21 protein-coding genes are annotated in these 23,373 nt (G+C 55.3%); 15 read left to right on the top strand and 6 right to left on the bottom strand.

The features are described 5' to 3' along the window. Positions 1–68 precede the first annotated feature (68 nt). From ACT3TF_RS09455 to ACT3TF_RS09445, 3 genes are read left to right on the top strand one after another with little or no spacing between them, the layout of a single operon-like run. Entirely contained in the window at positions 69–1,100 is a 1,032-nt protein-coding gene (locus ACT3TF_RS09455; RefSeq protein WP_441686721.1) for a histone deacetylase family protein, read from the top strand. After that, a complete protein-coding gene (locus ACT3TF_RS09450; protein ID WP_441686720.1) occupies positions 1,097–2,203 on the top strand; it encodes a class II histone deacetylase in 1,107 nt (368 codons plus the stop codon). Before ACT3TF_RS09455 ends, ACT3TF_RS09450 begins: the two co-directional genes overlap by 4 nt. Then, entirely contained in the window at positions 2,200–3,156 is a 957-nt protein-coding gene (locus tag ACT3TF_RS09445; RefSeq protein WP_444672106.1) for a branched-chain amino acid transaminase, read from the top strand. Before ACT3TF_RS09450 ends, ACT3TF_RS09445 begins: the two co-directional genes overlap by 4 nt. Here ACT3TF_RS09445 and ACT3TF_RS09440 read toward each other — a convergent pair. The 6 genes from ACT3TF_RS09440 to ACT3TF_RS09415 all read right to left on the bottom strand — a co-directional run bounded on the left by ACT3TF_RS09440 (position 3,153) and on the right by ACT3TF_RS09415 (position 10,837). Next, positions 3,153–4,256, bottom strand: a complete 1,104-nt coding sequence (locus tag ACT3TF_RS09440) for a pyridoxal phosphate-dependent aminotransferase (RefSeq protein WP_444672105.1) — start codon at positions 4,254–4,256, stop codon at positions 3,153–3,155. The genes ACT3TF_RS09445 and ACT3TF_RS09440 overlap by 4 nt on opposite strands. A gap of 57 nt (positions 4,257–4,313) precedes the next feature. After that, positions 4,314–5,693 (bottom strand): FAD-binding oxidoreductase, encoded by a 1,380-nt coding sequence (locus ACT3TF_RS09435; protein WP_444672104.1) that lies wholly within the window; start codon positions 5,691–5,693, stop codon positions 4,314–4,316. A 43-nt stretch (positions 5,694–5,736) separates the two neighbouring features. Further along, a complete protein-coding gene (locus tag ACT3TF_RS09430) occupies positions 5,737–7,368 on the bottom strand; it encodes an ABC transporter ATP-binding protein (protein WP_444672103.1) in 1,632 nt (543 codons plus the stop codon). A gap of 27 nt (positions 7,369–7,395) precedes the next feature. Continuing rightward, entirely contained in the window at positions 7,396–8,229 is an 834-nt protein-coding gene (locus ACT3TF_RS09425) for an ABC transporter permease (RefSeq protein WP_441686742.1), read from the bottom strand. Next, on the bottom strand, positions 8,226–9,206 hold the full coding sequence (locus ACT3TF_RS09420) for an ABC transporter permease (RefSeq protein ID WP_301733444.1): 981 nt from the start codon (positions 9,204–9,206) through the stop codon (positions 8,226–8,228). The genes ACT3TF_RS09425 and ACT3TF_RS09420 overlap by 4 nt, the downstream gene beginning before the upstream one ends. Positions 9,207–9,280: 74 nt before the next feature. Then, positions 9,281–10,837: an ABC transporter substrate-binding protein gene (locus ACT3TF_RS09415; protein WP_444672102.1), complete on the bottom strand. Its 1,557-nt coding sequence runs from the start codon at positions 10,835–10,837 to the stop codon at positions 9,281–9,283. 215 nt (positions 10,838–11,052) lie between these two features. Between ACT3TF_RS09415 and ACT3TF_RS09410 the strand changes: the two genes are divergently transcribed. The 12 genes from ACT3TF_RS09410 (at position 11,053) to ACT3TF_RS09355 (ending at position 23,336) form a co-directional block, all read left to right on the top strand. After that, positions 11,053–11,763, top strand: coding sequence for a GntR family transcriptional regulator (locus tag ACT3TF_RS09410; protein WP_444672101.1), 711 nt, complete (start codon positions 11,053–11,055; stop codon positions 11,761–11,763). Further along, a complete protein-coding gene (locus tag ACT3TF_RS09405) occupies positions 11,741–12,763 on the top strand; it encodes a histone deacetylase family protein (protein ID WP_444672100.1) in 1,023 nt (340 codons plus the stop codon). The genes ACT3TF_RS09410 and ACT3TF_RS09405 overlap by 23 nt, the downstream gene beginning before the upstream one ends. Positions 12,764–12,886: 123 nt before the next feature. Next, a complete protein-coding gene (locus ACT3TF_RS09400) occupies positions 12,887–16,552 on the top strand; it encodes an ATP-binding protein (protein ID WP_444672099.1) in 3,666 nt (1,221 codons plus the stop codon). Beyond that, on the top strand, positions 16,549–17,178 hold the full coding sequence (locus tag ACT3TF_RS09395; RefSeq protein ID WP_193062861.1) for a condensin complex protein MksE: 630 nt from the start codon (positions 16,549–16,551) through the stop codon (positions 17,176–17,178). The genes ACT3TF_RS09400 and ACT3TF_RS09395 overlap by 4 nt, the downstream gene beginning before the upstream one ends. Continuing rightward, positions 17,175–18,410, top strand: coding sequence for a hypothetical protein (locus tag ACT3TF_RS09390; protein ID WP_444672098.1), 1,236 nt, complete (start codon positions 17,175–17,177; stop codon positions 18,408–18,410). Before ACT3TF_RS09395 ends, ACT3TF_RS09390 begins: the two co-directional genes overlap by 4 nt. Then, a complete protein-coding gene (locus tag ACT3TF_RS09385; RefSeq protein WP_444672097.1) occupies positions 18,407–19,288 on the top strand; it encodes a DUF7281 domain-containing protein in 882 nt (293 codons plus the stop codon). The genes ACT3TF_RS09390 and ACT3TF_RS09385 overlap by 4 nt, the downstream gene beginning before the upstream one ends. A 252-nt stretch (positions 19,289–19,540) precedes the next feature. After that, positions 19,541–19,927 carry a hypothetical protein gene (locus ACT3TF_RS09380; RefSeq protein WP_444672096.1) on the top strand — a complete coding sequence of 129 codons (387 nt, stop codon included), beginning with the start codon at positions 19,541–19,543 and terminating at the stop codon, positions 19,925–19,927. A 70-nt stretch (positions 19,928–19,997) separates the two neighbouring features. Further along, positions 19,998–20,699 carry a hypothetical protein gene (locus ACT3TF_RS09375; RefSeq protein ID WP_444672095.1) on the top strand — a complete coding sequence of 234 codons (702 nt, stop codon included), beginning with the start codon at positions 19,998–20,000 and terminating at the stop codon, positions 20,697–20,699. A 118-nt stretch (positions 20,700–20,817) separates the two neighbouring features. Beyond that, entirely contained in the window at positions 20,818–21,639 is an 822-nt protein-coding gene (locus ACT3TF_RS09370) for an HNH endonuclease (protein ID WP_444672094.1), read from the top strand. A 106-nt stretch (positions 21,640–21,745) separates the two neighbouring features. Beyond that, the gene (locus ACT3TF_RS09365; protein ID WP_444672093.1) at positions 21,746–22,012 is read left to right on the top strand and encodes a hypothetical protein; all 267 of its coding nucleotides are present in this window, start codon (positions 21,746–21,748) and stop codon (positions 22,010–22,012) included. A 118-nt stretch (positions 22,013–22,130) separates the two neighbouring features. Then, positions 22,131–22,487 carry a hypothetical protein gene (locus tag ACT3TF_RS09360; RefSeq protein WP_444672092.1) on the top strand — a complete coding sequence of 119 codons (357 nt, stop codon included), beginning with the start codon at positions 22,131–22,133 and terminating at the stop codon, positions 22,485–22,487. Positions 22,488–22,514: 27 nt separating this feature from the next. After that, on the top strand, positions 22,515–23,336 hold the full coding sequence (locus ACT3TF_RS09355; protein WP_444672091.1) for a hypothetical protein: 822 nt from the start codon (positions 22,515–22,517) through the stop codon (positions 23,334–23,336). Positions 23,337–23,373: the final 37 nt, after the last annotated feature.

Genomic DNA, 23,373 nt, shown 5'->3' with positions numbered 1-23,373 from the left:
GGGGTTGTACGAAACGTCATCGAACGCAGGCCGTTCTCGTCAAGAACCTAAGGATTGCGAACTTAATCATGAAATGCTTCTACCATCCCGACCAAGCCTCTCATGCACCGCCAACGTTTTTACTGCGCGGGCAGCCTGCGCCTTCACCGGAAGGTCCGGTGCGCGCGGAGCTGCTCTCGCAAGGTTTGGCTAGCGTAGGGCTTACACTTACAACGCCTAGCGAAGCGGATTCTCCTCGGCTGCGTAAGCGCTTAGAGCAGATTCATACGCCGCGCTACCTGCAGTTTTTGGAGACTATTTACGCGCGCTGGCAGGCGCTGCCTAACGCAGCAGCGTTTGTCGCGCCGAATATTCATCCTTGCGGGGGCGGCCACCATTACCCGCGCCATCCTATTGGCCAAGCGGGCTGGCATCTGCACGATATGGCCTGCCCGCTAGGAGCCACAAGCTTTCAGGGCGCGCTGGCCTCCGCTGCGACGGCTGAAGCCGCTGCAGAAGAAGTACTTAACGGTGCGCCAAATGCCTACGCCCTATGTCGCCCGCCGGGCCATCACGCTGGGCCTGAGCGCGCGGGTGGCTTTTGCCTACTCAATAACGCCGCGCTGGCAGCCACGGTGCTGCGTGAGCGCTTTGCCAAGGTGGCGATCATTGATGTGGATCTTCATCACGGCAACGGCACCCAGGATATTTTTTATGCCCGCAGTGACGTGTGGACCGGTTCGCTGCACGCCGACCCCAGCGACTTCTACCCGTTCTTTTGGGGCGGTGCCGATGAAGAGGGCTGTGGCGAGGGCTTAGACGCTAACGTGAATTTGCCCTTATCAGTCGGAAGCGATGGCGAGGTCTTTCTAGATGCGTTGGCGGTGTTAATTGATCACCTTCAGAGCTATGCACCCGATGCAGTGGTAGTGGCGCTGGGACTGGATGCCCATAAAGACGACCCGTTAGCCGGCTTGAACGTGGAAACCGACGCCTTTGTCGATGTGGGCAAGCGCTTAGCCGCGCTGTCGCTGCCCACGGTGATTATTCAGGAAGGTGGCTATCCTACTGAGCATTTAAGCGTCAACTTAGCCGCCTTTATGCAGGGCTTTGCGCCATGAAGGCAACCGGCTTTTACTGGCATGAGCGCTGCTTTTGGCATGACCCAGGGGCGATAGGCGTATTTTCCGCACCCGGTGAGTTTTTACAGCCCCAGGCGGCGTCTGAAAGCCCGGAGAGCAAGCGTCGGTTAAAAAATATTCTCGAAGCCAGTGGGTTGATTGATGAGCTTCACGTCGTGAAGCCACCAGCAGCGATGGTTGATGATCTGCTGCGTTTTCACACCCCGCGCTATTTAAATCTGCTTCAGGCGGGCGACAAAAGCCAAGGCGGTAACGGTGGCGACTGTGCGCCCTTTATGCCCGGCAGCTGGGCGGCGGCTACTCAGTCGGCGGGTTTGGCGGTGGCGGCTGTTGAGGCGGTAGCGCGGGGCGACGTAAGCAACGCTTACGCACTATGCCGCCCGCCTGGCCACCACGCAGAAGCCGATCAAGGCCGCGGTTTTTGCCTACTGGGCAATATTCCCGTGGCGGTGATGCGCGCTCGTGCCCTGGGGCAGGTGAAACGCGTGGCGATACTCGATTGGGATGTTCACCACGGCAACGGCCAGCAGGCCGCCTTTTACAGCGAGCCTGACGTATTCACGGTGTCGCTCCATCAAGCGGCTAACTACCCGCTGGAAACCGGTAGCTTTGACGAGCAGGGCGAAGGCCCCGGCCTCGGCGCCAATCTTAACTTACCGCTGCCGCCGGGCTGTGGCTTGGGCGCCTACGCGCACGCCATGGAAACGCTGGTACTGCCTGCGCTGGAAACCTTTGCGCCTGAATTGATCGTGGTGGCCTGCGGCTATGACGCCTGCGCCAAAGACCCGTTAGGCAAAATGCTGCTCAATAGCGAAGCGTTCGCCCGCATGACGGCCCAGCTGAAAGCACTGGCCGAGCGCTGCTGCGAAGGCAAGCTGGTAGTGATACACGAAGGCGGCTACTCGGAGGGCTACGTGCCGCTATGCGGTCACGCGGTTATCCAAACCCTGGCGGGCAGTATGACGACCGTACCTGACCCGCAAAACGATGAAATTGCCGCGTGGGGCTATCAGGCCCTGCAACCGCACCAGCAGGCCTTAATTGAAAGCTGGTGCCAACAGTGGGAGCAAGCAAAACGATGACACCGCTTGATGATCGCGATGGCTGGATTTGGCTAGACGGCGAATGGCGTGAGTGGCGCGACGCTAAGGTTCACCTGTTTACCCATACCCTGCACTACGGTATGGGCTGTTTTGAAGGTGTGCGTGCTTATGCAGGCGCTACGGGCACGCATCTGTTCCGCGTCGCTGAACATACGCGCCGCTTGGCAGAAAGCGCCCATGCGCTGGACATTCCACTGCCGTCCAGTGAGGCAGACATCATCACTGCTCAGCGCGAGTGCCTGAGTAAAAATAGCCTAACCAATGCCTACCTAAAGCCCACCGTGTTTTTAGGCTCAGAAGGCTTGGGGCTGCGTGCTCAGGGGCTCAGCACCCACCTGATGGTGGCAGCGTGGGATTTAGGCCCATACATTTCACCGCAGGCGGCCACCCACGGGCTGCGGGCCCTGACCTCTTCCTGGGCGCGTCACCATGTCAATATCAGCCTATGCCGGGCCAAGACGAGCGGGCACTACGTTAACTCGATGCTCGCGCTCAATACCGCCGTGAAAGCCGGGTTTGATGAAACCATTATGCTTGACCCAGAAGGCTATGTGGCCGAGGCCTCGGCGGCTAACGTCTTTTTGCTGCGCGATGGCGTACTGCACACGCCGGAAGTGACGTCGTGCCTGCAGGGCATTACCCGGGATAGCGTGATTCAGTTAGCGCAAAAAGTGCTGGGCATTGAAGTGCGTGAGCGGCGGATTACTCGCGATGAACTATATACCGCTGATGAAGCGTTCTTAACCGGCACCGCCGCTGAGATACTGCCGCTGCGCGAGTTGGATGGGCGGCGTATTGGCGCCCGCGCTGGGGCGCCACCGGCCAATGAACCCATCCATCCAGACAGCGTGACGGCTCAGCTGCAAGGCTTATACCGTCAGGCGGTGCGTGGCGAGCTGGATGATTTTAGACATTGGCTAACGCAGGCTTAAGCGTTAATCGCAGCCTCTAATGCCGCTAGTCTTCCTGGTTCCAGCGCTGCTTGTACGGCGGTGATACGAATGATGTTGGCAAGCGCCGGGTGTGCCAATCGAGCCACTAACACGCCTTCGGCGAGCAGCTGCTGATGCACCTCAGCGGCGAGTTCGGCGCTGGGTAGGCGGATGCCAACAAAGTTCGTGGCGCTGGGCAGTACGTCGGCACCCAGCGCGCGAAAGTGCGCTGCCAACTGCTCGCGGCGCGCTTTCACATCGGCCACGTGCTGGTCGACCTCGTCAGGATGGTCGAGCACCACTTCCGCGGCCACTAGCGTTAACGACGACACCGCATAGTGAATGCGCACTTTCATCATCATCGCCAGCACGTCAGGGTCAGCGATGGCGTAGCCAATGCGCAGGCCAGCCAGGCCATGGGCCTTGGAGAGCGTACGCAGGCGTATCACGCCGGGCAGCGCTTGGGCAGCAAACTCGCTGTTAGCATCGTCGCGAAAATCCCCATAGGCTTCATCTAGCAACAGCCAGCAGGTATCGGGCAGCGCTTCACGCAGCTGCACAATCGCGCTGTCGCTGTGTAAGTGGCCGCTGGGGTTGTCGGGATTGGCTAAGTACACCAGTCGTGCATCTTCTTTATGCGCCGCAGCGACTATCGCTTCGAGGTCGGGCGCCAGCAAGCCAGGTGCCTCAGCGTAGCTGGGTTCAACCAAGCGGCATCCCTGGCCAAGCGCAAAATAGCCAAAGGTGGGGTAGGTGCCGGCGGTGCAGATGACGGTCGCGCCGGGTTCACAGGTCGTGCGCAGGGCCAGGGCAATAAGGCTGTCGGCGCCGGCATCGACCAGCAGCGTTTCAAGTGCCATACCATGCTGGGCGCTCAGGCGCTGGCGCACGCCGAGCGCCTCGGCGTCTCCGTAGCAGTAAACGTGTTCGGCTAGGGCATCGCCAAAGTACTCGCGTAGCGCACGGTGGGGCATGTCCAGGCCTTCGTTAGAGCCCAGTCGATGAGGGATCTCCTTTCCGATGCGGCGCTCTAACACCTTGATGCCAGGAAACGGGTTAACAGGGCCTTCACTGGTTAAGTGCTCGGGATAGCGGGGCATAGCGGTTCCTAAAAGCGGTCTCAAAAACAGTCGTAATGATCAGCGTTGGGCGTTTCGTTAAAGCACTTTACCGCGATTCAATAGATTGAGCGGGTCTAGCGCTTGCTTGAGGGTCTGCATCAACTCGATCTCGGCGCTGGCGCGGCAGGTGCTTAGCCACGGGCGCTTTTCTAGGCCAATGCCGTGCTCCGCGGACACAGACCCGCCAAGTGCAGTCAGCGGCTCATAAACCATGGCTTCGACTTCACGGCGAATCTCGATGGCATCGTTGCCCGTACTCACGGAAATATGCAGATTGCCATCGCCTAAGTGGCCAAACACCACTAGCCGCGCCTCTGGCCAGCGCTGCGTTAGCTGCGTTTCCAGCGCGAGGGTGTAGCGATGCATATCGGCAATCGGCAGGCTAACATCGAACGTAAATACCGGCGCTAGGCCTTTAACGAGCCCTTCAATGTCTTCACGAACGGCCCACAGCCCATCACGCTGTGCGTGAGACTGGGCGATCACCGCATCGACGATCAGCTCGCTTTCGAGCGCGCTTTCCAATGCTTCGCTGAACTGGTTGGCATTGCGCTCAGCGTCGCTGCCCAACGATTCAATGATGACATAGAAGGGGTGATGCGTTGGAATCGGTGGGGTATGGCGCCCCAGCGTGTCTGTCAGCAGGCGGTAGTGGTTTTGCCACATGACCTCAAAGGCGCCGAGGCTTCCGCCTAGCGCTTTGCCCATATGGCTGAGCAGGCCGGTTAGCGCTTCAAATGAAGGGCAGGCGACCATCGCCGTCTGCTCGCTAGGTGTCGGGGGCTGCAGGCGCAGCACGGCGCGGGTCACAATGCCCAGGGTGCCTTCGCTGCCAATAAACAGCTGCTTTAAATCGAATCCTGCGTTGTTCTTAAGCATGCGATTCATCGAGCTAACCACACGGCCATCGGCCATCACCGCCTCCAGGCCGAGCACCTGCTGGCGCATCATGCCGTAGCGAATCACCCGTACGCCGCCTGCATTGGTGGCGATATTGCCGCCGATCGTACAGCTGCCGCGGGCGCCTAAATCCAGCGGAAACTGTAGGCCGACTTCTCGCGCTGCTTCTTGCACCCGTTGCAGCGGTGCCCCGGCTTGCACGGTGAGCGTGCCGCCTACTTGATCAATCTCTTCAATGGCCGTCAGGCGTTCGAGTGAGATCACCAGCTCGTCAGGGCTTGCTTCAGCACCGTGTACTAATCCGGTTAATCCGCCGTGAGTGACTACCGGTTGCTGCACCTCATAACAGGCGCGCATGACCGCAGCCACCTGCTCGGTGTTTGCAGGGCGAACGAGCGCCCCTGCCTGGCAGGGCGCGCCGGTCATCCAGTCGACGCTGCGGCTGTGCACATCGTTGCCGGTCAATACATGGGCAGGGCCAACAATGGCACGCAGTGCCTCCAGGGATATCTGCATTGGTTATCCTTACTGATGATTAAATAGGCGCGGCTATGAATGGTTAAGCCGTCGCTGCTACAGGCGCTTCACGGCCTGGAATCGCCTTAAGAAGCGCTTGAGTATACGCTTCGCGCGGAGCGAGAAATATTTGCTCAGCGCTGCCTTGCTCAACAATGCGGCCATGCTGCATGACGACAATACGATCGCAAATATGCGCCGCCACCCGCAGGTCATGAGTGATAAAGAGCAGCGACAAAGACAGGCGCTGCTTCAGTTCTTCAAGCAGCTCCAGCACCTGAGCCTGAATGGACACGTCCAACGCTGAGACGGCTTCGTCCGCGACGATCAGCTCTGGATTCAACGCCAGTGCTCTGGCAATGCCAATCCGCTGGCGCTGGCCACCGGAAAATTCATGCGGGTAGCGCTCTACCGCCCCGGCGCCCAAGCCGACCATGTCCAGCAGCTCACCTGCCTGCTTGAGCGCCGCCGCTTTGGGCGTGCCGTTAGCAATCGGCCCTTGTGCAATCGCCATGCCCACTTTGGTACGCGGATTGAGCGAGGCGTAGGGGTCTTGAAAAATCATCTGCACTCGGTGGCGCTCGCGGCGCAGCGCATCGCCTTTAAGCTGCGAAAGGTTGATACCATCCAGCAGCAGTTCGCCGCTGTCAGGATGCTCAAGCCTCACCACGCAGCGGCCCAAGGTAGATTTTCCCGAGCCGGATTCGCCCACAATGCCCACGGTTTCACCCCTAGCTAAGGTGAGTGAAACATCCTCTAAAGCACGCACTTCGCGGGAAGGTTTGAGCCAGCCGCCTCGGGAACGAAACACTTTATTGAGCTGCTTGATCTCCAACAGAGGCGCTACCTGGCTGGTCTCGCGGTGAGGTGGTACCGCGTTGCTGGGAATCGCTGCGATCAGCGCTTGAGTGTAGGCATTCTGAGGCGTCTCCAGCACCGCTTTCGCATCACCTAGCTCTACTATTTTTCCGTGGCGCATCACGCAAACACGGTTGGCGACTTCAGCGACGACGCCAAAGTCGTGAGTAATAAACATGACTGACATGCCACGGCGGCTTTGCAAATCGCGAATCAGCTCCAGAATCTGCGCCTGGGTGGTGACATCCAGCGCCGTGGTGGGCTCATCGGCAATCAGTAAGCTAGGCTCCAGCGCCAGTGCCATGGCGATAATCACCCGCTGGCGCTGCCCGCCGGAAAGCTCGAATGGGTAAGCGCGAATGGCTTTTTCGGGCTGCGGAATACCGACTTCAATTAACAGCTCCAGCGCACGCGCCTGGCGCTCTTTGGGCGTCAGTTGGCCGTGGGCTTCAAACACTTCGGCAATTTGTGCGCCTACCCGCATCAGCGGGTTAAGAGCGGTCATGGGTTCCTGGAAAATCATGCCAATTTTCAGGCCGCGCACGGCGCGGTGCTGCTTTTCCGTCAGGGCGAGTAGATTTTGCCCTTCAAACATTATCTCGCCTTGGGTGGGGCGTACGCCTTTCGGCAGCAGGCCCATCACCGCATTGGCGGCCATTGACTTGCCGGAGCCTGATTCACCGACCACACACATAATTTCGCCGCGCTTTACGTCGTAGCTAACATTCTCTACCGCTAGGGCGCGATCGGCGCCTTTAGGTAGCGCAATGCTGACATCGCGAATGCTAAGTACGCTTTCTGTTGATGCTTCATTCATAACAAGCACTCCAGCCATAACAAGCGCCTAGCGCTCGCGGGAAAGTTTAGGATTCAAAGCATCGTCTAGCCCTTCACCCACGAGATTTAACGCGAGTACCGTCAGTAAAATGGCCACCCCTGGAAAGAAGCTTAGCCACCATGCCTGGCGAATCACCGTACGCGCCGCCCCAATCATATAGCCCCAGGACATCACGTTAGGATCACCCAGGCCCAGAAACGACAGCGCCGATTCCAGCAAAATAGCGGTGGCCACCATTAATGACGCCAGCACGATAATGGGCGACAGCGTATTGGGCAGAATCTGGCGCAGGATAATAGTGCTATTGGATTGGCCAACTAAGCGCGCGGCCTCGACATATTCACGGTTGCGCAGCGACATAAACTCAGCGCGCACCAAACGGGCCACCGGTGGCCAGCTGACAATCGCAATCGCCAGCACTATTGAGGTGATGCTGGGCTGCATAATCGCCACCAGCACGATCGCCAGGGCGAAGTTGGGAATCGTCTGAAAAAACTCGGTAAAGCGCATCAGTATGTCGTCAACTAACCCGCCGTAGTAACCGGCAATCGCACCCAGCGGAACGCCAATAAGCAGCGCCACACTGGTTGAAACTAGCCCAATCAAAAGCGATACCCAGGCACCGTGCATTAAGCCGGAAGCCACGTTGCGACCCATGGTGTCGGTGCCTAGCGGAAACCCATCTTGCGAGAGCGGTGGCAGAAAGGGCCGCTGCACCATACGCCAGGGCGACTCAGGAAACAGCAGCGGGGCGAGTATGGCCATGGCGATAATCGCCAGCAAAATAATCAGCCCCACCAGGGCACCACGGTTTTGCGCGAAGCGTGCGAAAAAGCTCATGCGGCCCCCTTCTTGATGCGTGGATCAGCCAAGCTGTACACCACATCAGTGATTATATTGAAGACGATGACCAAGGCCGCCGAGAAGAAGAAAATGCCCAGCAGCAGGTTGTAGTCGCGCTGCTCTAGCGCTTCGAACATGAGGCGCCCAATGCCGGGCCAGGCAAACACGGTTTCGGTTAGAATCGCCCCGCCCACCATTTGCCCCGCTTGAAGGCCTGCTAGCGTGATAATCGGCAGCAGCGCATTACGCAACACATGGCGGCGCTGAATAATGCTCGGTTTTAAGCCCTTGGCCCGGGCGGTTTTAACGTAATCCTGCTGAGCGGCATCGAGCATTGATGTGCGCGTCATTCGGGTATAAATCGCCATAAAGAACAGCGCTAAGGTTGTCGCAGGAAGCACCAGATGTTTGGCGACATCAAGCGCCAGCGCAAAGCCGGTATGGCCTGCGCCAACGGTGTAAAGGCCGTAGGCCGGCAGCCAGCCCAAGTAAACCGAAAACACCACCACTGACATCAGCGCGACCCAGAACAGCGGCGTGGCATAAAACACCAGCGCCAGCGCCATAATGATCGAGCCAGAGGGCTTTTTAACCCGCGCTGCCGCCATCGAACCCGCGACGATGCCGAGTACTAACGAAAGCACAAAGGCCGTGCCGGTGAGCAGTAGCGTAGCGGGCAGGCGCGCCATAATCAGGTCAAACACCGGAACGCCAAGGCGGTAGGAGTAGCCGAAATCGAGCATGGCGATGCCCGACACGTAGCGCCAGAGTTGAACATACATCGGCTGGTCGAGGCCGAAGCGCTCGCGCAGCTGATTGAGGAACTCTTGGTCTGCAGCGCCCGCTTGGCCAGCCAGAATGGATGCTGGGTCACCGGGGGCCAACTGAATCAGTAAAAAATTAAAAATAACGATTAAAAACAGCACAATAACGGCTTTAAAAAGCCGCATGAGTATTAAGCGAGCGTAAACCATGGGCACATTCCTGACGTAGCTGAAACGCCCACCCAGCGCGTAATGCCTGGGTGGGGCTAGGCATTTGCTAAAAACTAGCGGTCTAGCCAGGCATCCTTAAAGCCGTCGTTAACGCCTACGCTAGACGTCACCAGGTCCTTCACATCACAGCGGTATAGCGTCGGAAACCCTAGCTCCATCAGCCAGCCAACGGGTACATCTTCATGGAGAATTTCTTGGACTTCGCGGTAAAGCGCCTCGCGTTCTGCGTCAGGAAAGGCAGTGGCTGCTTCGTTAAACAGCTCGTCAACGCGTGCATTTTCGTAGCCTTCAACGTTATTCCAGGGCGAACCTTTGGCAATATTGTCTGAAAGATAGGTACGTGAAATGCCCAGCGCCGGGTCACCGTATTGGTACAGGTAGGTGAAGGCCAAGTCATAATCCCAGTCGCCCAAGCGCTGGTTCCAGCCGCCCACGTCGGTAGCTTGAGTGCTGACGTTAATGCCCACTTCGCGCAGGTTTTGCTGCACGGCTTCGGCCCAACGGGTCCAGGTTTCACCGTAAGGCAGTGGCAGAATGGTGACCTCTTCGCCGTCGTAGCCCATTTCCTCTAGCAGCTCACGGGCACGGTCTGGATCGTAGTTGTAGGGTTCCAAATCTTCATCCTGGAAGCGCGCGTTAGAGCCAAAGGCAGAAAGCGGCACTTTACCCAGGCCGTTCCACAGCACATCACGGGCGAACTCCCGATCCATGGCGTACATCACCGCTTGGCGAAAGCGTTTATCCGCGGTGGGGCCTTCGCGGTTATTCATCCATAGCATCGAGTAGGGGCTAAAATACTCGTGGCCCTCTTCGGTCATGCAAACGTTATCCATTTGCGATAAGCGAGGAATATCGAAGTTTTCGACGGTGCCGCTAGGCAGCACATCGATACTCTCATTTTCAAATGAGACTGCGCGGGATGCCCCGTCAGGAATGATGTGCCAGTTAATGCCGTCCAGGTAGGGCAGGCCGTCTTCGTAATAGTCTTCGTTTTTGACCAGCTCGATAACCGTGCCGCGCTCCCAGTTAGCGAATTTAAACGGGCCAGTGCCAATCGGGTGGTCGTTGTGCTCGTTATTACGGAAATCAGTGCCGGCGTAAAGGTGCTCGGGCACCATGGTGAAGGTGCCCGCTTCAAAAGAGAGCAGGAACGGGCCAAAGGGTTGAATCAGGGTAAAGACCACGGTGTGGTCGTCGGTGGCCTCAATGCTTTCAACGTGCTGTAACACCGCCCGTGCGCTGGGGTTTAACTCGCGGTGGAATACATCGGCAGAGAAGACAACGTCATCCGCGGTGAAGGCTTCGCCATCGTGCCAGGTAACGCCTTCGCGGAGGTGAAAGGTATAGGTGCGGCCATCTTCACTGACGTCCCATGACTCTGCCAACTGCGGCATCGGCTCAAGATCAGTGGAGTAGCGTATGAGCCCTTCGTAAATATTGCCTGACACAGTGCGCGTGGGAGCATTTTGAACCATGCCTAGCACCAAGCCTGGCGGCTCTGGCTGAATAATCGTGTTAACAGTTCCCCCCAGCTTCGGCTCATTAGCCAGGGCGGCAGAGGTAAAAGCGAGTGCTGCAGCGGAAATAGCCAACGCTAAAGTTTTTTTCATGTTTCCTGCTCCTCAGTTATTAGCACGTAATGAGTTTACGTAGTCGTTAGGCGAGCGAGGCGTGGCGTGTTAGGCCCAGTTGTGATGTTTGTTGTAAGCCTTCTTTGAAAATAGCAGCATGTGGTAAAACTGTCGACAGTCGGCAATCGTTCGTCGACAAGAAGGTTTTTTTCGTCATACTGAAGAAAACGCGTCATACCCCATGAGTAACGTTTATGGTCTCATCAACGGTGCCTCCCAAGGCCTTTATTCAACAGCAAAACTTAGCCGAGCAAGTTGCCGACTACTTGACCCAAGCGATTGTTAAGCAGCATTTTTTGCCCGGTGAGCGGCTTTCAGAAGTGCAGCTTTCCCGCGACTTGGGCGTTAGCCGTGCACCGGTGCGTGAGGCGGCGCGCCTGCTGGAAAGCCGCGGGCTGCTGATCTCAAAACCCCGGCGCGGCTTCTTTGTAAGGGCGTTGAATGCCGTTGAACTCGAAGATGCCTTTGATTTTCGGCTGTGCCTGGAGCGCCATGCGATTCATCGCCTAGTTGGCCGCTATACGCCCGATGCCCAGCGCGCGTTAAAGCAACAGGTAGAGGTGCTCTGTGAGGCCGCCGCCGGTAACGACGGCACGCGCCGTATTGAAGAAGATCTGCAGTTTCATCGCTTAATGCTGCACTACGCCGGTAATGAGCGGCTGCTGCGCGCTTTTGACGACTTGAGCCACGAGCTGCGCTTATGCATTACCTTAATTACCAAAACGCATGAAGCCCCCGACACCATCGCGACCAGCCACTTCAAACTGCTCGATGCGCTGGATAGCGGTAGCCCTGAGGCTTGCCGCGAGGCAATTGACTACCATATCGGCGTGGCCCGCGACTCCGTAGTAAAGGGTGTGGGCGAAATAGGGGGGCATCCCGATGAAAACATTCTTCCACGCTGAGCAACTGCTCCATCAGCCGCAAACCTACTTCTCCCGCGGGAAAATGCGCACGCCCCAGGAGATGCCCGAGCGCGCCACGCAGTTACTGGCAGCCGCTAAACGTCTTGGTTTTGATATCCAGGAACCCCTGGATTGCGGCGTGGCGCCGCTAAGGGCGGTCCATTCGTTTGCCTATCTGCGCTTTCTTGAAAGTGCTTATCGGCGCTGGCATGAGCTTGACGAAGACTGGGGGGAAGAGGTCATCTCCAACATCTTCGTGCGCTCGCCCAACGCCCTGCGCGGCATATTGGCAGAAGCCGCACGCTACCTGGCAGACGGCAGCGCGCCGGTGGGCCAGCATACCTGGCATTCAGCCTATTGGTCGGCGCAAAGCGCGGTGGCCGGTGCCGAGGCCTTACTGGCGGGTGATCGGTTTGCCTATGCGCTATCGCGCCCGCCGGGACACCATGCAGGCATCGACTCCGCCGGTGGCTTTTGCTTTCTCAATAATGCCGCCATTGCCGCGCAGCATCTTAAAACGCGCTACCCGCGCATCGTGGTGTTAGACCCCGATATGCATCATGGGCAGGGTGTTCAGGAAATTTTCTACCAGCGCGACGATGTGCTGTATATCTCGATCCACGGCGATACCACTAACTTTTACCCCGCAGTAACCGGCTTTGAAGACGAGCGTGGGCAGGGTGCCGGGCTGGGCTACAACCTCAACCTACCGATGCCCCACGGTTCACCAGAATCGGTGTTTTTTGATCGCCTGGAGCAAGCCTGCCAAGCCATTCGGCTATTTGAACCCGATGCGATAGTGCTGGCGCTGGGATTCGACATTTACGCGCTTGACCCCCAAGCCAAGGTGACTGTTTCAACCCCAGGGTTTTGTGAGCTAGGCCGTAAAGTAGCCGGCTTGAACGTACCCACGCTGGTGGTGCAGGAAGGCGGATATTACCTTGAAGGATTAGAAGCCAACGCGGTGAGTTTCTTTGCAGGGTTGCTGGGCACCGCTTGATACTGGTGGCAATGCCGAATCCAAACGCTCGATAAGAGTAAGACAAGCTATCAATGTGTCTGGCAAGATAGTCGCTTTCTTTGATCAGCAAAACGATTCGATCAGCAAACGAAAGGACACGGCATGGCCCACCTGCTACGCATCGTGATGATTCACGGCCACCTGGAAGGGGTGGTGGAACTGAGTGTGGACGGCCACACCAATATTTGTGGCACCAACGCCTCGGGCAAAACCACGCTGCAGCGGCTGGTGCCGGTGTTTTACGGCGAGCTGCCTAATAAGGTCGTGCCGAAAACCCGCATGAAGTTCGATGCGTTTTATTTGCCTCATCGCAATAGCTACCTGGTGTACGAATATCGTCGCGAAGCGGGCAATGTTTGCCAGGCGGTGCTCACCCGTAAAGCCGAAGGCGGGGTCGAGTATCGCTTTGTTGGCGGGCCCTATCAGCCGGAAGATTACTTGGTTGAAAGCGAGGCGGGCGTAGCTGCGCTGGATTACAGCCAGTGGGCCAGCGGCCTGCGCCGTAACGGCACGCCGGTGTCGTCCAAGCTGGGCGCGACCTCTGAATTTCGCTCGGTGATTCAAAACGACTTTACCCAGCTGCATGGCAACAGCCGCGATGGCCTCAAACTGCGTCAAATCGCGGCGCAGTTCAGTCTGGTCAAACCCGAGCGCCGCATTCGCCATATCGAAAAGCTGGTTTCCGCGGTGCATGCCAAAGAGGGCAAGATGGATACCCTCAAAACCATGCTGGCGGCTATTTTTGAAGAAGACGGCGTTGAGCTGCCGATCACGCGCATTCGCAATACCAAAGCGCGCGAGTGGATTGCCCAGATGCGCCAATCCATGCGGCTAGAGCCGCTGCAGGCATCGCTGGCTCGGTTGGCCGGTATCGACCGCGAGCTAGCCCATTTAGACGCCACGCTATGGCAGCTAAAGCCCCAGCTTGAAGATGACCGCCAGCGGGCAGAGCGTCACATGGCCGACGTGGACGCTGAACTTACTCGCCATCAGCGCGAGTTTCAGCAGCGTGAAAGCGGCTATGCCCAGGCGCGCGATGAGCTTAATGATCGCCATAGCGAAGTGGTCAGCGATTTACAGCACACCCAGCGCCGCTTGAACGACCTGCAAACCCAGTTTGAGCGCTACTCTGACGCGGATATGCCCGCCCTGGAGCGCGACATCAACGCGCTGCCCCAGTGGCGGGAGCAGTACGAAGAGCTAAAGAAACATTTGCAGCTTCTTCAGGATAAGTTCAAGGAAAGCCAAGCGCGCCTCGACGGTCGCCTGCGCGAATTGTCTGAAGCGCTGGCCCGCCAAACGCGTGAAGCCCAGGAGCTGATCGACGCCTTGGTGGAAGAGAAAGCCCAGCGCCGCGAACAGCAGTGGGAGGCGGAGCAAAAGCTCAATGAACGCTATCAGCAGGAGCGCCAGCGCCTTGAGGGCGAGTATCAGGCCCAGCTAGAGCTAGGCGTTGAGCAGCTAGCTGAGCTTAAAGCACAGCTTTCACTGACCAGCCAAACCACGCAAGAGGCCAACGACGCGGAGCTTGCCCAGGCGCGCTTGGACCAAGCTCAGCAGGAGCGCAGCGGGGCGGCCGCAACCCTAGACGGGCTGCGCCGTGAGTTTGAAACCCGCAAGCGCGAACGCGACGCCGCTGAGCAGCAGCTGGTGCAGCTTCGCCAACAGCTGGAACGCGCCGAGCAGCGCAGCTTTGCGCTTTATCAGCAGCGTGACCCCGAGCAGGGCAGCCTGCGCCACTTTCTGCGCTACCATCGCCCCGGCTGGGAGCAGCAGCTAGGCAAGGTCGTTGCCCCAGAGCTATTAGAGCGGCGCGATTTAGCCCCACGGCTTGCCGAAGGCGCTAGCGACGACCTGTTTGGATTGGTATTAGATCTTTCTGCCATTGCCCTGCCGAGCTACGCCCAGGATGAAGCCAGCCTGCTGGCCGCGATTGAAGCGGCGGATACCGCCAAGCGGCGCGTGCAGTCAGAGTGTCAAGCAACCGAAAAAGCGCTTAAACAGCACAACGAGCGCGTACAGCAGGCCGATGAAGCTCAGGATCAGGCCCGCATGGCGCATCGGCGCGCCGAGCAGGAAGTCGAGTTTGCGCTAGAGGCGCGCCGCCAGCAGCAGGAGCGACAAACCAAGCATCAGCAAGAGCGCCGCGCCGCCCATCAGTCCGCGTTAGCCAACCAAGAGCAGGCGCAAGCCGCACTGCGTGAAGAGAAGCAGCAGGCGCTCGCGGCGCTTGGCGAAACGCAGCAAAGCCAGCTGTTGGAGCTAAAAGCCGACGGCCAAAGCCAGGTAGACAGCCTGGATGCCCAGCTGCGCCAGTATAAACAGCAGCTTAGCGATGCCAACGCCGAACATCAGCGCCAGCGCGCAGAGCTTGAAGACGCATTTAGCCAAGAACTGGCCGAGCAGGGCGTCGACCCGGCCCAGCTAAAAGCCACCAAAGAGCGCCTGGCGAGCCAGGACGAGCGCATCCGCACGACCGCCGCGCGGCAGGATGAGCTCACCGACTACACCCGCTTTATGCGCGTCGAGTGGGGGCAGCACAAGCCGCAGCTTGTCGCCCAAGAAGCCGAACTTGCGCAGGCCGACCAGCAGTTGGCACGCGATAAAGAGCATCTCAAAAACGACTTTCAGGCCGCGCGTAAAACTCACCAGAGTGCTGTAAGCGGGCTTAAAACCCAGCGTGAAAGCGAACATGCCTGCCTGGAAGCGTTGAAGCCACTGCTCTCGCAGCTAGAAAGCCTGGCTATTGAACCTGACGGCCAAGTGCCAACCCAAGCGCTGGGTGATGTGGATGAACGCATTGAGCGCGCCCGACAGGCATTAGGCAGCCGCCACCAGCAGATTGAGCAGCTGCGCCGTGGCTGTTTAGACGTCGAAAGCCAGCTGATTAAAGACGCCAGCAGCGGCTTTGCCGAAGCGTTGGAAAGTGAGCGCAGCAAGCTGCAAAGCGACAACCCGCGCCTACAGCTACCGCTACTGCGCGACATGCTCAAACTGCTCGAAGACCAACAGCAGCAACTGATTCAGGAAGGGCGCAATCTCAGCGACGACCTGGATAAGTTCTTTACCGTGTTCCGCGATTTGAACCGCCGCATCAGCGCCCAGAGCCGTCGGCTGTCTGAAGAAGTCGCCGATGACCTGCGCCTGGAAGGCATCAGCAAGGCCGAAGTGCGCATCCAGTCGACTATCGATGAGCTGGGCTTCTGGGAGCCGCTGAAGCTGTTTGCCCAGCGCTATAAAGAATGGCGCGAATCCGGCCAAACGCTGCCTAGCGACGACTACTTAAACACCCTGGCGGACGTGGTCGATCTGCTGCGTAGCGACCAGCAGTACAGCTTTGAAAGCCTGCTGCGCCTGGAGCTGCATCTCAACGAAGGCGGCACGGATCTGGTGATCAAAAACGACCGCCAGCTGTTGGAATCCTCTAGCCACGGCATGGCGTATCTGATTCTGTGTAAATTTCTGCTCGCCTTTACCCGCTTGCTGCGCGGCGATGCGGAAATCGCCATCCACTGGCCGATTGATGAGATTGGCACGCTGGCGTACCACAACGTCGAAAAGCTGTTTGATGCTTGCGACAGCAACCGCATTCACATTGTGGGTGCGTTCCCCAACCCTGAATCGGACGTGCTGCTGCTGTTCGCCAACCGTTACTTGATTGACCGCGATGACACTCAGCCCAACAAGCGGGTGCTAAAGCGCATTGAGCCACGGTTAAGCCGCTTGGCTGAGCGGCTTCAGGAGCGTCAGCAGGAGGTGACTTTATGATCGAACATGGCCCACTGCTTGAGCGCCTGCTGGCCGGCGAGTTTATCTGCCCGATCAGCGATGAGAGCGGCTACCGCCATCTCACCAATGAAGAGACCCGTGAGGAGATCGATACCTACCTGCGGCCCCTCAACCGCCGCTTGGCCAGTAATGAAGACGGCAGCGTCTATTTTCTGGCCTGGCGGCAGTTGAACGACAGCGCCCGTGACCAGCTTTCGCGCCAGCTGGGCGATACGCTTAATAGCCTGCTGCCGCTGTTGGAATGGCTGCAGTTGGTTCAAGAAGCGCTAGGCCGTGACACGCTGGCCGCCCCCGGCGATGTGCTTAAACCCGCCGAATTCAGCGCCAAGTGTGAAGATAACCAAAGCCTGCGCGAGCGCCTGGAACGCCTGGCCACCGACAGCTTTTTTGGTTCCCAAAGTGACCAGTTAGATGCCCAGGTAAAGCAGGTCTTCAAGCGCTTGAAAGAGCACGGCTACCTGCTCCAACCGCACTCCGAGCGGCAGGTGTTTGTGGTCACCGGCAAGATCGACTACCTGGTGGACTTGGTGCGCTTTATCCGCGATGAAGAGAACCTGCCGATTGATGCCGAAGGTGAAGAGGGCAAGCAGGAGGCGCTGCTTTGAGTGAGCTAGAGAGCCGCCTGCTAAAAACCGGCAGTGAACGGCTGGCGCTGCTGGGCAAGCATTCTGAAGCGTTGATGCAGGCCTATACCCGCGATGAGGTGCCGCTGGAATCGCTCAGCGATAGCGCGCTGCGTAAGCTGCTGGCGGCGCGCATTCTATGGCGGCCGGATGAGCAGAGCGGCGTGAAGCTAGCGCCCAAGGTGCGCGAACTGATCGCTGAAATGCTAGCCGACGAGACCCGCCGCCACGTCAACGCAGACGTAGCGGAAACCTTGGAGCTGATTCGCTCATTGGTACACAGCTATCGCGAGGCGCGCAGCCGTGGCGAGCACTGGCGGTTGGAGCAGCAATTGATGCGACTGCGCCAGGAAGTCGACGACCTGAACGGGCGCTTCGCCGATGCCATTGATAGCCTGTGGCAGCGGCTGAACAGTGATTTCGGTTTCGTCAGCCAGCTCAACGATAAAATCCGTGAAAACGACCGCGCCCAAAAGCAGATCGCCCGCCTGTTGGATGGCCTCGCGCTGATCGACTTCGACGAGCTGATTGAGCTCGTAGGCAGCGACGGCGGCCTGCGCAAGCTTTTAATCAGCCAGTTGCAGCAGCAGTTAAGTAACCACTACACCGGCCTGCGCGAAGTACAGCGGCGCTTGATCGAGCTAATGGCGCGCTTTCGCAAGCAGCAGGCGCGCAGCCGCCTAATTAGCGGCATGGCGGCGTTTATGCGCGAGCATCCCGGCTTTGTACCGGGCAACTATGCCCGCCGCAGCGAGGTGCCCACGCTGGTGAATCAAGCCGCACCGCTAAGCGCCGCCGCCGCCCCGGCGCTGGACCGCAACCTCGACAGCCAAGCCCTGGCTGAGCTGCTGCACCAGCTACCCCAGCCGCGCCATACCACCCAGTCAGTAGAAGCCGCGGCCCCTGCTCAAGCCCAGCAAACTAGCATGGCCGCCGCCCGCCAGCAGGCGCTCAAACAGGATGTCGAGCACTTCTATTTAAGCGTGATCGATCAGCCTCAGGCGGAACCGGTTAGCGCCCTGGAGTACCTGCACGAAAGCCCGCTGGAGTGGCCGGATGAGATTTGGCTGTTCCAGGTGATTGCCGAATACCAGGGCCTGCCGCGCAACGACCAGCGCGCATTTCGGCTCAAACAGCAGGAAAGCCAGGCGAGCACCTTCAATCACCTGCGCCTGATTCACGACGTTGAACTGCAGCTGGCTGTGCCGGTATGAACCTGCCCAGCCGTGCGCGCACCGGGCTTAATGAAGTCGCCCGCTTGCTCTGCCAGCAGCCCACGGTAGTGCGGCCGCGCCGCCAGTGGGTAGACGACATGGTGGCCTGGTGCCATCAACATGATATTGATCTAGCCGCGCGGCTAAGCGGTAAAACGCTGCGCTTTGATGCCGCGCTGTTGGCACAGATTAATGACGTACTCGAAAGCGCCAAAATAGCGCCACTGGGCCGCTCGCTCAGCGGCCTGACCAGTGGCGCCCAGGCAAAAGAAGGCGTAGAAGAAGACAAAACCAACCGCGAAAGCCCCCGCGCACGGCGAGTATTAATCAGCCTACCGCCGGAAGCTTCGCCGTTGTTTGTGCACGGGCTTGCACAACCGCCGCGCACCATTCGCGATGTGGATATTCAGGCGCTAAAACTAAGCGCGTTCAGCGCCTTAATTCAGGTCGAAAACCTCGACAGCTTCTATGAGTTTTCAGCCGATAGCCCAGCGCTAAGCGAATACGTTAATCCGCTAATAGTTTACCGCGGCGACAGCCACTACGGCGGCGGCTTTGCCCTGCTGGCCGAGGCGTGGCACAAAACCCGCCGAACGCATATCTACGCCGGTGACTTCGATGTAAAAGGCGTTACGCTCGCGCTAGACAGCGGCGCTACACATTTGCTGTTGCCCGACATCGAATGGCTTACTCAAAACGCCACGCCGTTGCATGTGCCTGCTGAGCAGTTTCCTTTTCAGCGCAGGCTTCGCAAGCACCTTGCCGCGCTGCCCTCAGCTCATCCGTTGCGCGAATATCTAACGCTGCTGCTGGAAAAACAGCGGGGGCTAAGGCAGCAGTGGTTTGGTGGGGAGATGGTGTGTGTGGGGTTGGTGTAATGGCAACTCACTTTACCGCGAGACCCGCGCTATTGTGCCCTTCGACCGCATGCGCATTGCATGCATCAGTATGATTGAAACCGGCAAAACGAGCAGGCACGCGAATTTTGGATATACTGCCAAATTTTGCTTTGCTCTGAGCAGAAACAATGGGGTAGAGTCGATTCTTGGGGCAGCATAACCTCAATCAATGTGCCGTCGCGTTTATTGAGGTTATGTAGCCTTCCGTATAATCACTGTTAGGTATCACTTATGCGTAAGCAATATCACTTTCGAGAAAGCAAAGAAGGATTGCTTGCTTGGGACGTGCATCGCTTGATCGACCTGGCTCGCACAGCCAAGCCTTCGACCGTCCAGCTATCCGAAATCCAAGAAATCGATGAGGCGTATTGGTACGACTCGGACGATCCGCCTCCTACCTGCCGTGACTTGGTGGGCCACATGCGACTAGTTGAAGCTACAGACCTGACTTACCCAATCATCCTTTCGCCGGACGGTCAAGTTATGGATGGGATGCATCGCATAGCCAAGGCTCTTCTACTTGGTCACTCAGAGATCACGGCAGTGCGCCTTGATGCCATGCCTGAGCCAGACTATATCGGCGTTGATCCAGAGGACCTTCCGTATGAAGATGCCTAACAATTCGTTCAAGCCGAACCCGCTTCGCGGTTCGGCTTAACTCAGGCGTTAGCTGAATTAAGGAAGGTTCGTGGAAAATATTACAGATTGGTTTTCAATTGTTTCTTTTATCGCAAGTATAAGCTCGTTGGTCTTAGCTGTAGTTGCAATATGGATTGCTTTTTATACAAAAAGTGAAACAGATAGAGTTAATGAAAAAATTTCCGAAGTATTAATCGAAATAAAAACAGATGCTAAAGCTATTTCTCAAGTCGCAATGCCTGAGTTAAAAGCTTACGGTGACTCAATGAGGAGATACGTCCTCAACGGTAGTGAAAACAAGGATTCCACCAATTCAAATAATGATATTTTAGAAAAGCTTGAAAGCTTAGATGAAAAGATAAAATCACTTGGTAGTGAAAACGATATAACTAAGCTTAAATCTGAACTTGTAAAAGTATCCAACGATATTAAGAGTTCGGAGATCAATGTAGCTAAAAGTTTGTCAAAAGATAAATTAAGAAAAACATCAAAAGGTGTTCGTATTAATTCTTCATCAGGTGCTTCAGTCCAAGCAACCAAACCAACAGATGAGTGGGTAGAATTATTGAGGTTAGCTATTAGCCTAGCAGGGGAAGATGTCACACTTAATAATTATGGGAAACGTTGGGTTTTAGTTAATAGAACAAATAAAAAGACTATCGAAAATAGGTTTATTACTAGTAAAAATGTAAGTTTTTCAGATATGCCTATTAATGAAAATGACGAATTAGATATTGTCCGTATTGATTAAATCCCGCTAACAAGTTGCTTAAACGGACAAAAACAGCTGGCTTTTGCTCGTTCCTCGCTAATTTTAGCTAGCTATTTTATTGCCGCTTAGCAAAGCGTTAGGCGACTGAGGGAGTCCAGTGTTCGAAGTTGGAAAAATATATAAACGCAGAACTGAAATACATGGAGTGTACAAAGGCCAACAATACGGTGGCATTGCGACTCCATCACAACACCCTTATGTATTTATTTTCACCAGCGAAGCTGGTGAAGAATTTGGTTATTCTGATGGTTTCAATCCTGACGGTACATTTAGATATACAGGTGAAGGGCAAGAAGGCGATATGATCATGGCTAAAGGTAATTTAGCCATTCGCGATCATCAAAAAAATAAAAAACAGATTCTTCTTTTTGAAGCTGCGTCTCAAGGTATGATTCGGTTTGTTGGTAACTGCAATTATATAACTCACCATATCGAAGAAAGGCCTGACAAAAATGGAAAACAAAGAGCGACTTATATATTTCATTTGGATATAATTCCTGAAACTAAAAGTGATGGAATTGAATCCCCTAAAGCGCCATACCTTACAAATCCAACTAAAAGTAAATCATTAAAACAACTGCGTGAAATTGCACTAAGCAATACGCCGACCCATGCAGACGAAAAAGAAAAACTAATTCACGTTAAATATCGTAGTGATGCAATAAAACTTTATGCTAAAAAACGCGCCAAAGGTAATTGTGAAGGTTGCGGGGACAAAGCTCCTTTTGAAACAAAGTCAGGTCCTTATTTAGAAGTTCATCACCTTACTCGCTTATCGGACGGCGGAGCTGATTGCCCAGAAAATGTTATAGCTTTATGTCCAACTTGTCATCGCAGAGCCCACTATGCTGTTGATAGCGTAATCTTTAATAATGAATTAACGCGTAAAGCGAAAGTCATAGAGGCAAGCGTCGCCTAACAAGTCACTTAAAAGGACAAATAACAGTTGGTTTTTGCTCCTTCTTCGCTTATTTTAACCAACTGTTATTTGCCTCTTAGTGAGGCGTTAGTAGTAAAAGGATGTCATGATTAAATCTGTTAAAATTTGGCTAGCTATAGTTTTACTGCCAATGCCTCTTTATCTTTCCATGTTCTTACTTGGGTTAATTGGCTTAGCTGGTTATTGGGGCTATTACATTCCTTTTTGGTCTTTAGGTGAACCATTCTTTAAGTATTCATCAGATACTGGTTGGTATTATCCAACGCTTTATGGTCATATCCTTGCTGCTGTAGCATATTCCATTATATTCTGGTGCGGTTACTATCTTTTAAAAAAGGTTTGGCGCAAGTAAAGTTACTACTAACAAGTCGTTTAAAAGGACAAAAGCAGTTGGCTTTTGCTCCTTCGTCGCTAATTTTAGCCAACAATTTTTTGCCTCTTAACGAGGCGTAAGATTTATCGAGGAAGAAATGCGAATTCTAATCGGAATTGCTTCCGGCATAGTGTTGGTAATGATTGGCTGCCTGTTTGTTCTAGCTGGTTCATTTTTTTCATCAGCGTATGAAGCAAATGCTATAGGTATGGTATTAGCAATACCGGGGTACATAATTATCGCTCCGGGGCTTCTTGGGATGGGGCTAATCGACTATTTGCCAATGCATCTTATTTTCCCTAGCGGTGGTGCTTCAGGCGTTTTTGGTAGCATTTTGTTGCTTGCAATAATTTTCTGGTCGATCGTACTTAGTTTTCTATCATCTAAGCGATATTGGCCGTACAAAACCTTAACAAAAAGCTCAAGCAAGGACGCCACAAGCGGCGCCACTTAGCTTGGCATTAGGTGAAAAAAATCGAGTATGGATAAGAAAGCGAAGAAAATATTATTCTCCACCTACTGGAAGAATGGATGGATTGACTCCAAAGATAGAGTCCTATCTGGTGACAACTTTGAGTACGCTAAGTCACAAGGTTTAATGTTTGATCCGATTTCAATTTCTCATGATGCGTGCATAGAAGTTATTGAAAATTTGGTTAGTGAAATATCACGAGAGAAAATTGCTAAAGGTTTTTTAAGTAGCCTGACATCTCGCCGTTTGGACTGGAGGTCTTCTTTATCTTCGTATTCAATTGCCAAAAAAATACCAGTGCATAAATATAAACCAGTTATCTCCGGCACTTCATATACTGATGGGAAGCCCACTTCACACTCTTATACCTGCGGGGTGTGCAGGGATTGCCAATACGGGGTAGTGGGTCGTCAGAACTATGATGACACTGATATAAACGTATTGAATTTTGAGCGTATTAAATGGGGTGGTGTCCGCCATGGTGATATCTTGTACACGTACTTTGACTTAAACCAATTTGCAAATACAGATATCCCTGAACCTGATGATGAAGATATTTATTGTTTCAAGGAAATATTGAAAACCATCGAGTTCTCGGAGCCATCAGATTATCCTAGTGCCCTGGAAAAAAGATTGGCTGGTGTCATAAAGTCTAGCAAGGCGGAAAGACAGGTATTAATTGAAATTTTAGCCAGTATTGGTGTGTTAAAGCCTGGCAGCTACGATCGACCCGTTAAAGGTAGGAATGACTGGGTTTTTGTTGAATATTGGCGAGGTGAAGACAAATATTGTCATAAGGCTGTAGGTGAATATTTTGGGAAATATCTGTAGCTATGAGCGTGGCAAATCACCTGACAAGCGCATGTTG

The sequence above is a fragment of the Halomonas sp. AOP25-F1-15 genome, assembly GCF_052378675.1.
GTDB classification, from domain to species: domain Bacteria; phylum Pseudomonadota; class Gammaproteobacteria; order Pseudomonadales; family Halomonadaceae; genus Vreelandella; species Vreelandella casei.
The sequence above is the reverse complement of the archived record's forward strand: the minus strand, read 5'-3'. Positions and strand labels throughout refer to the sequence as shown.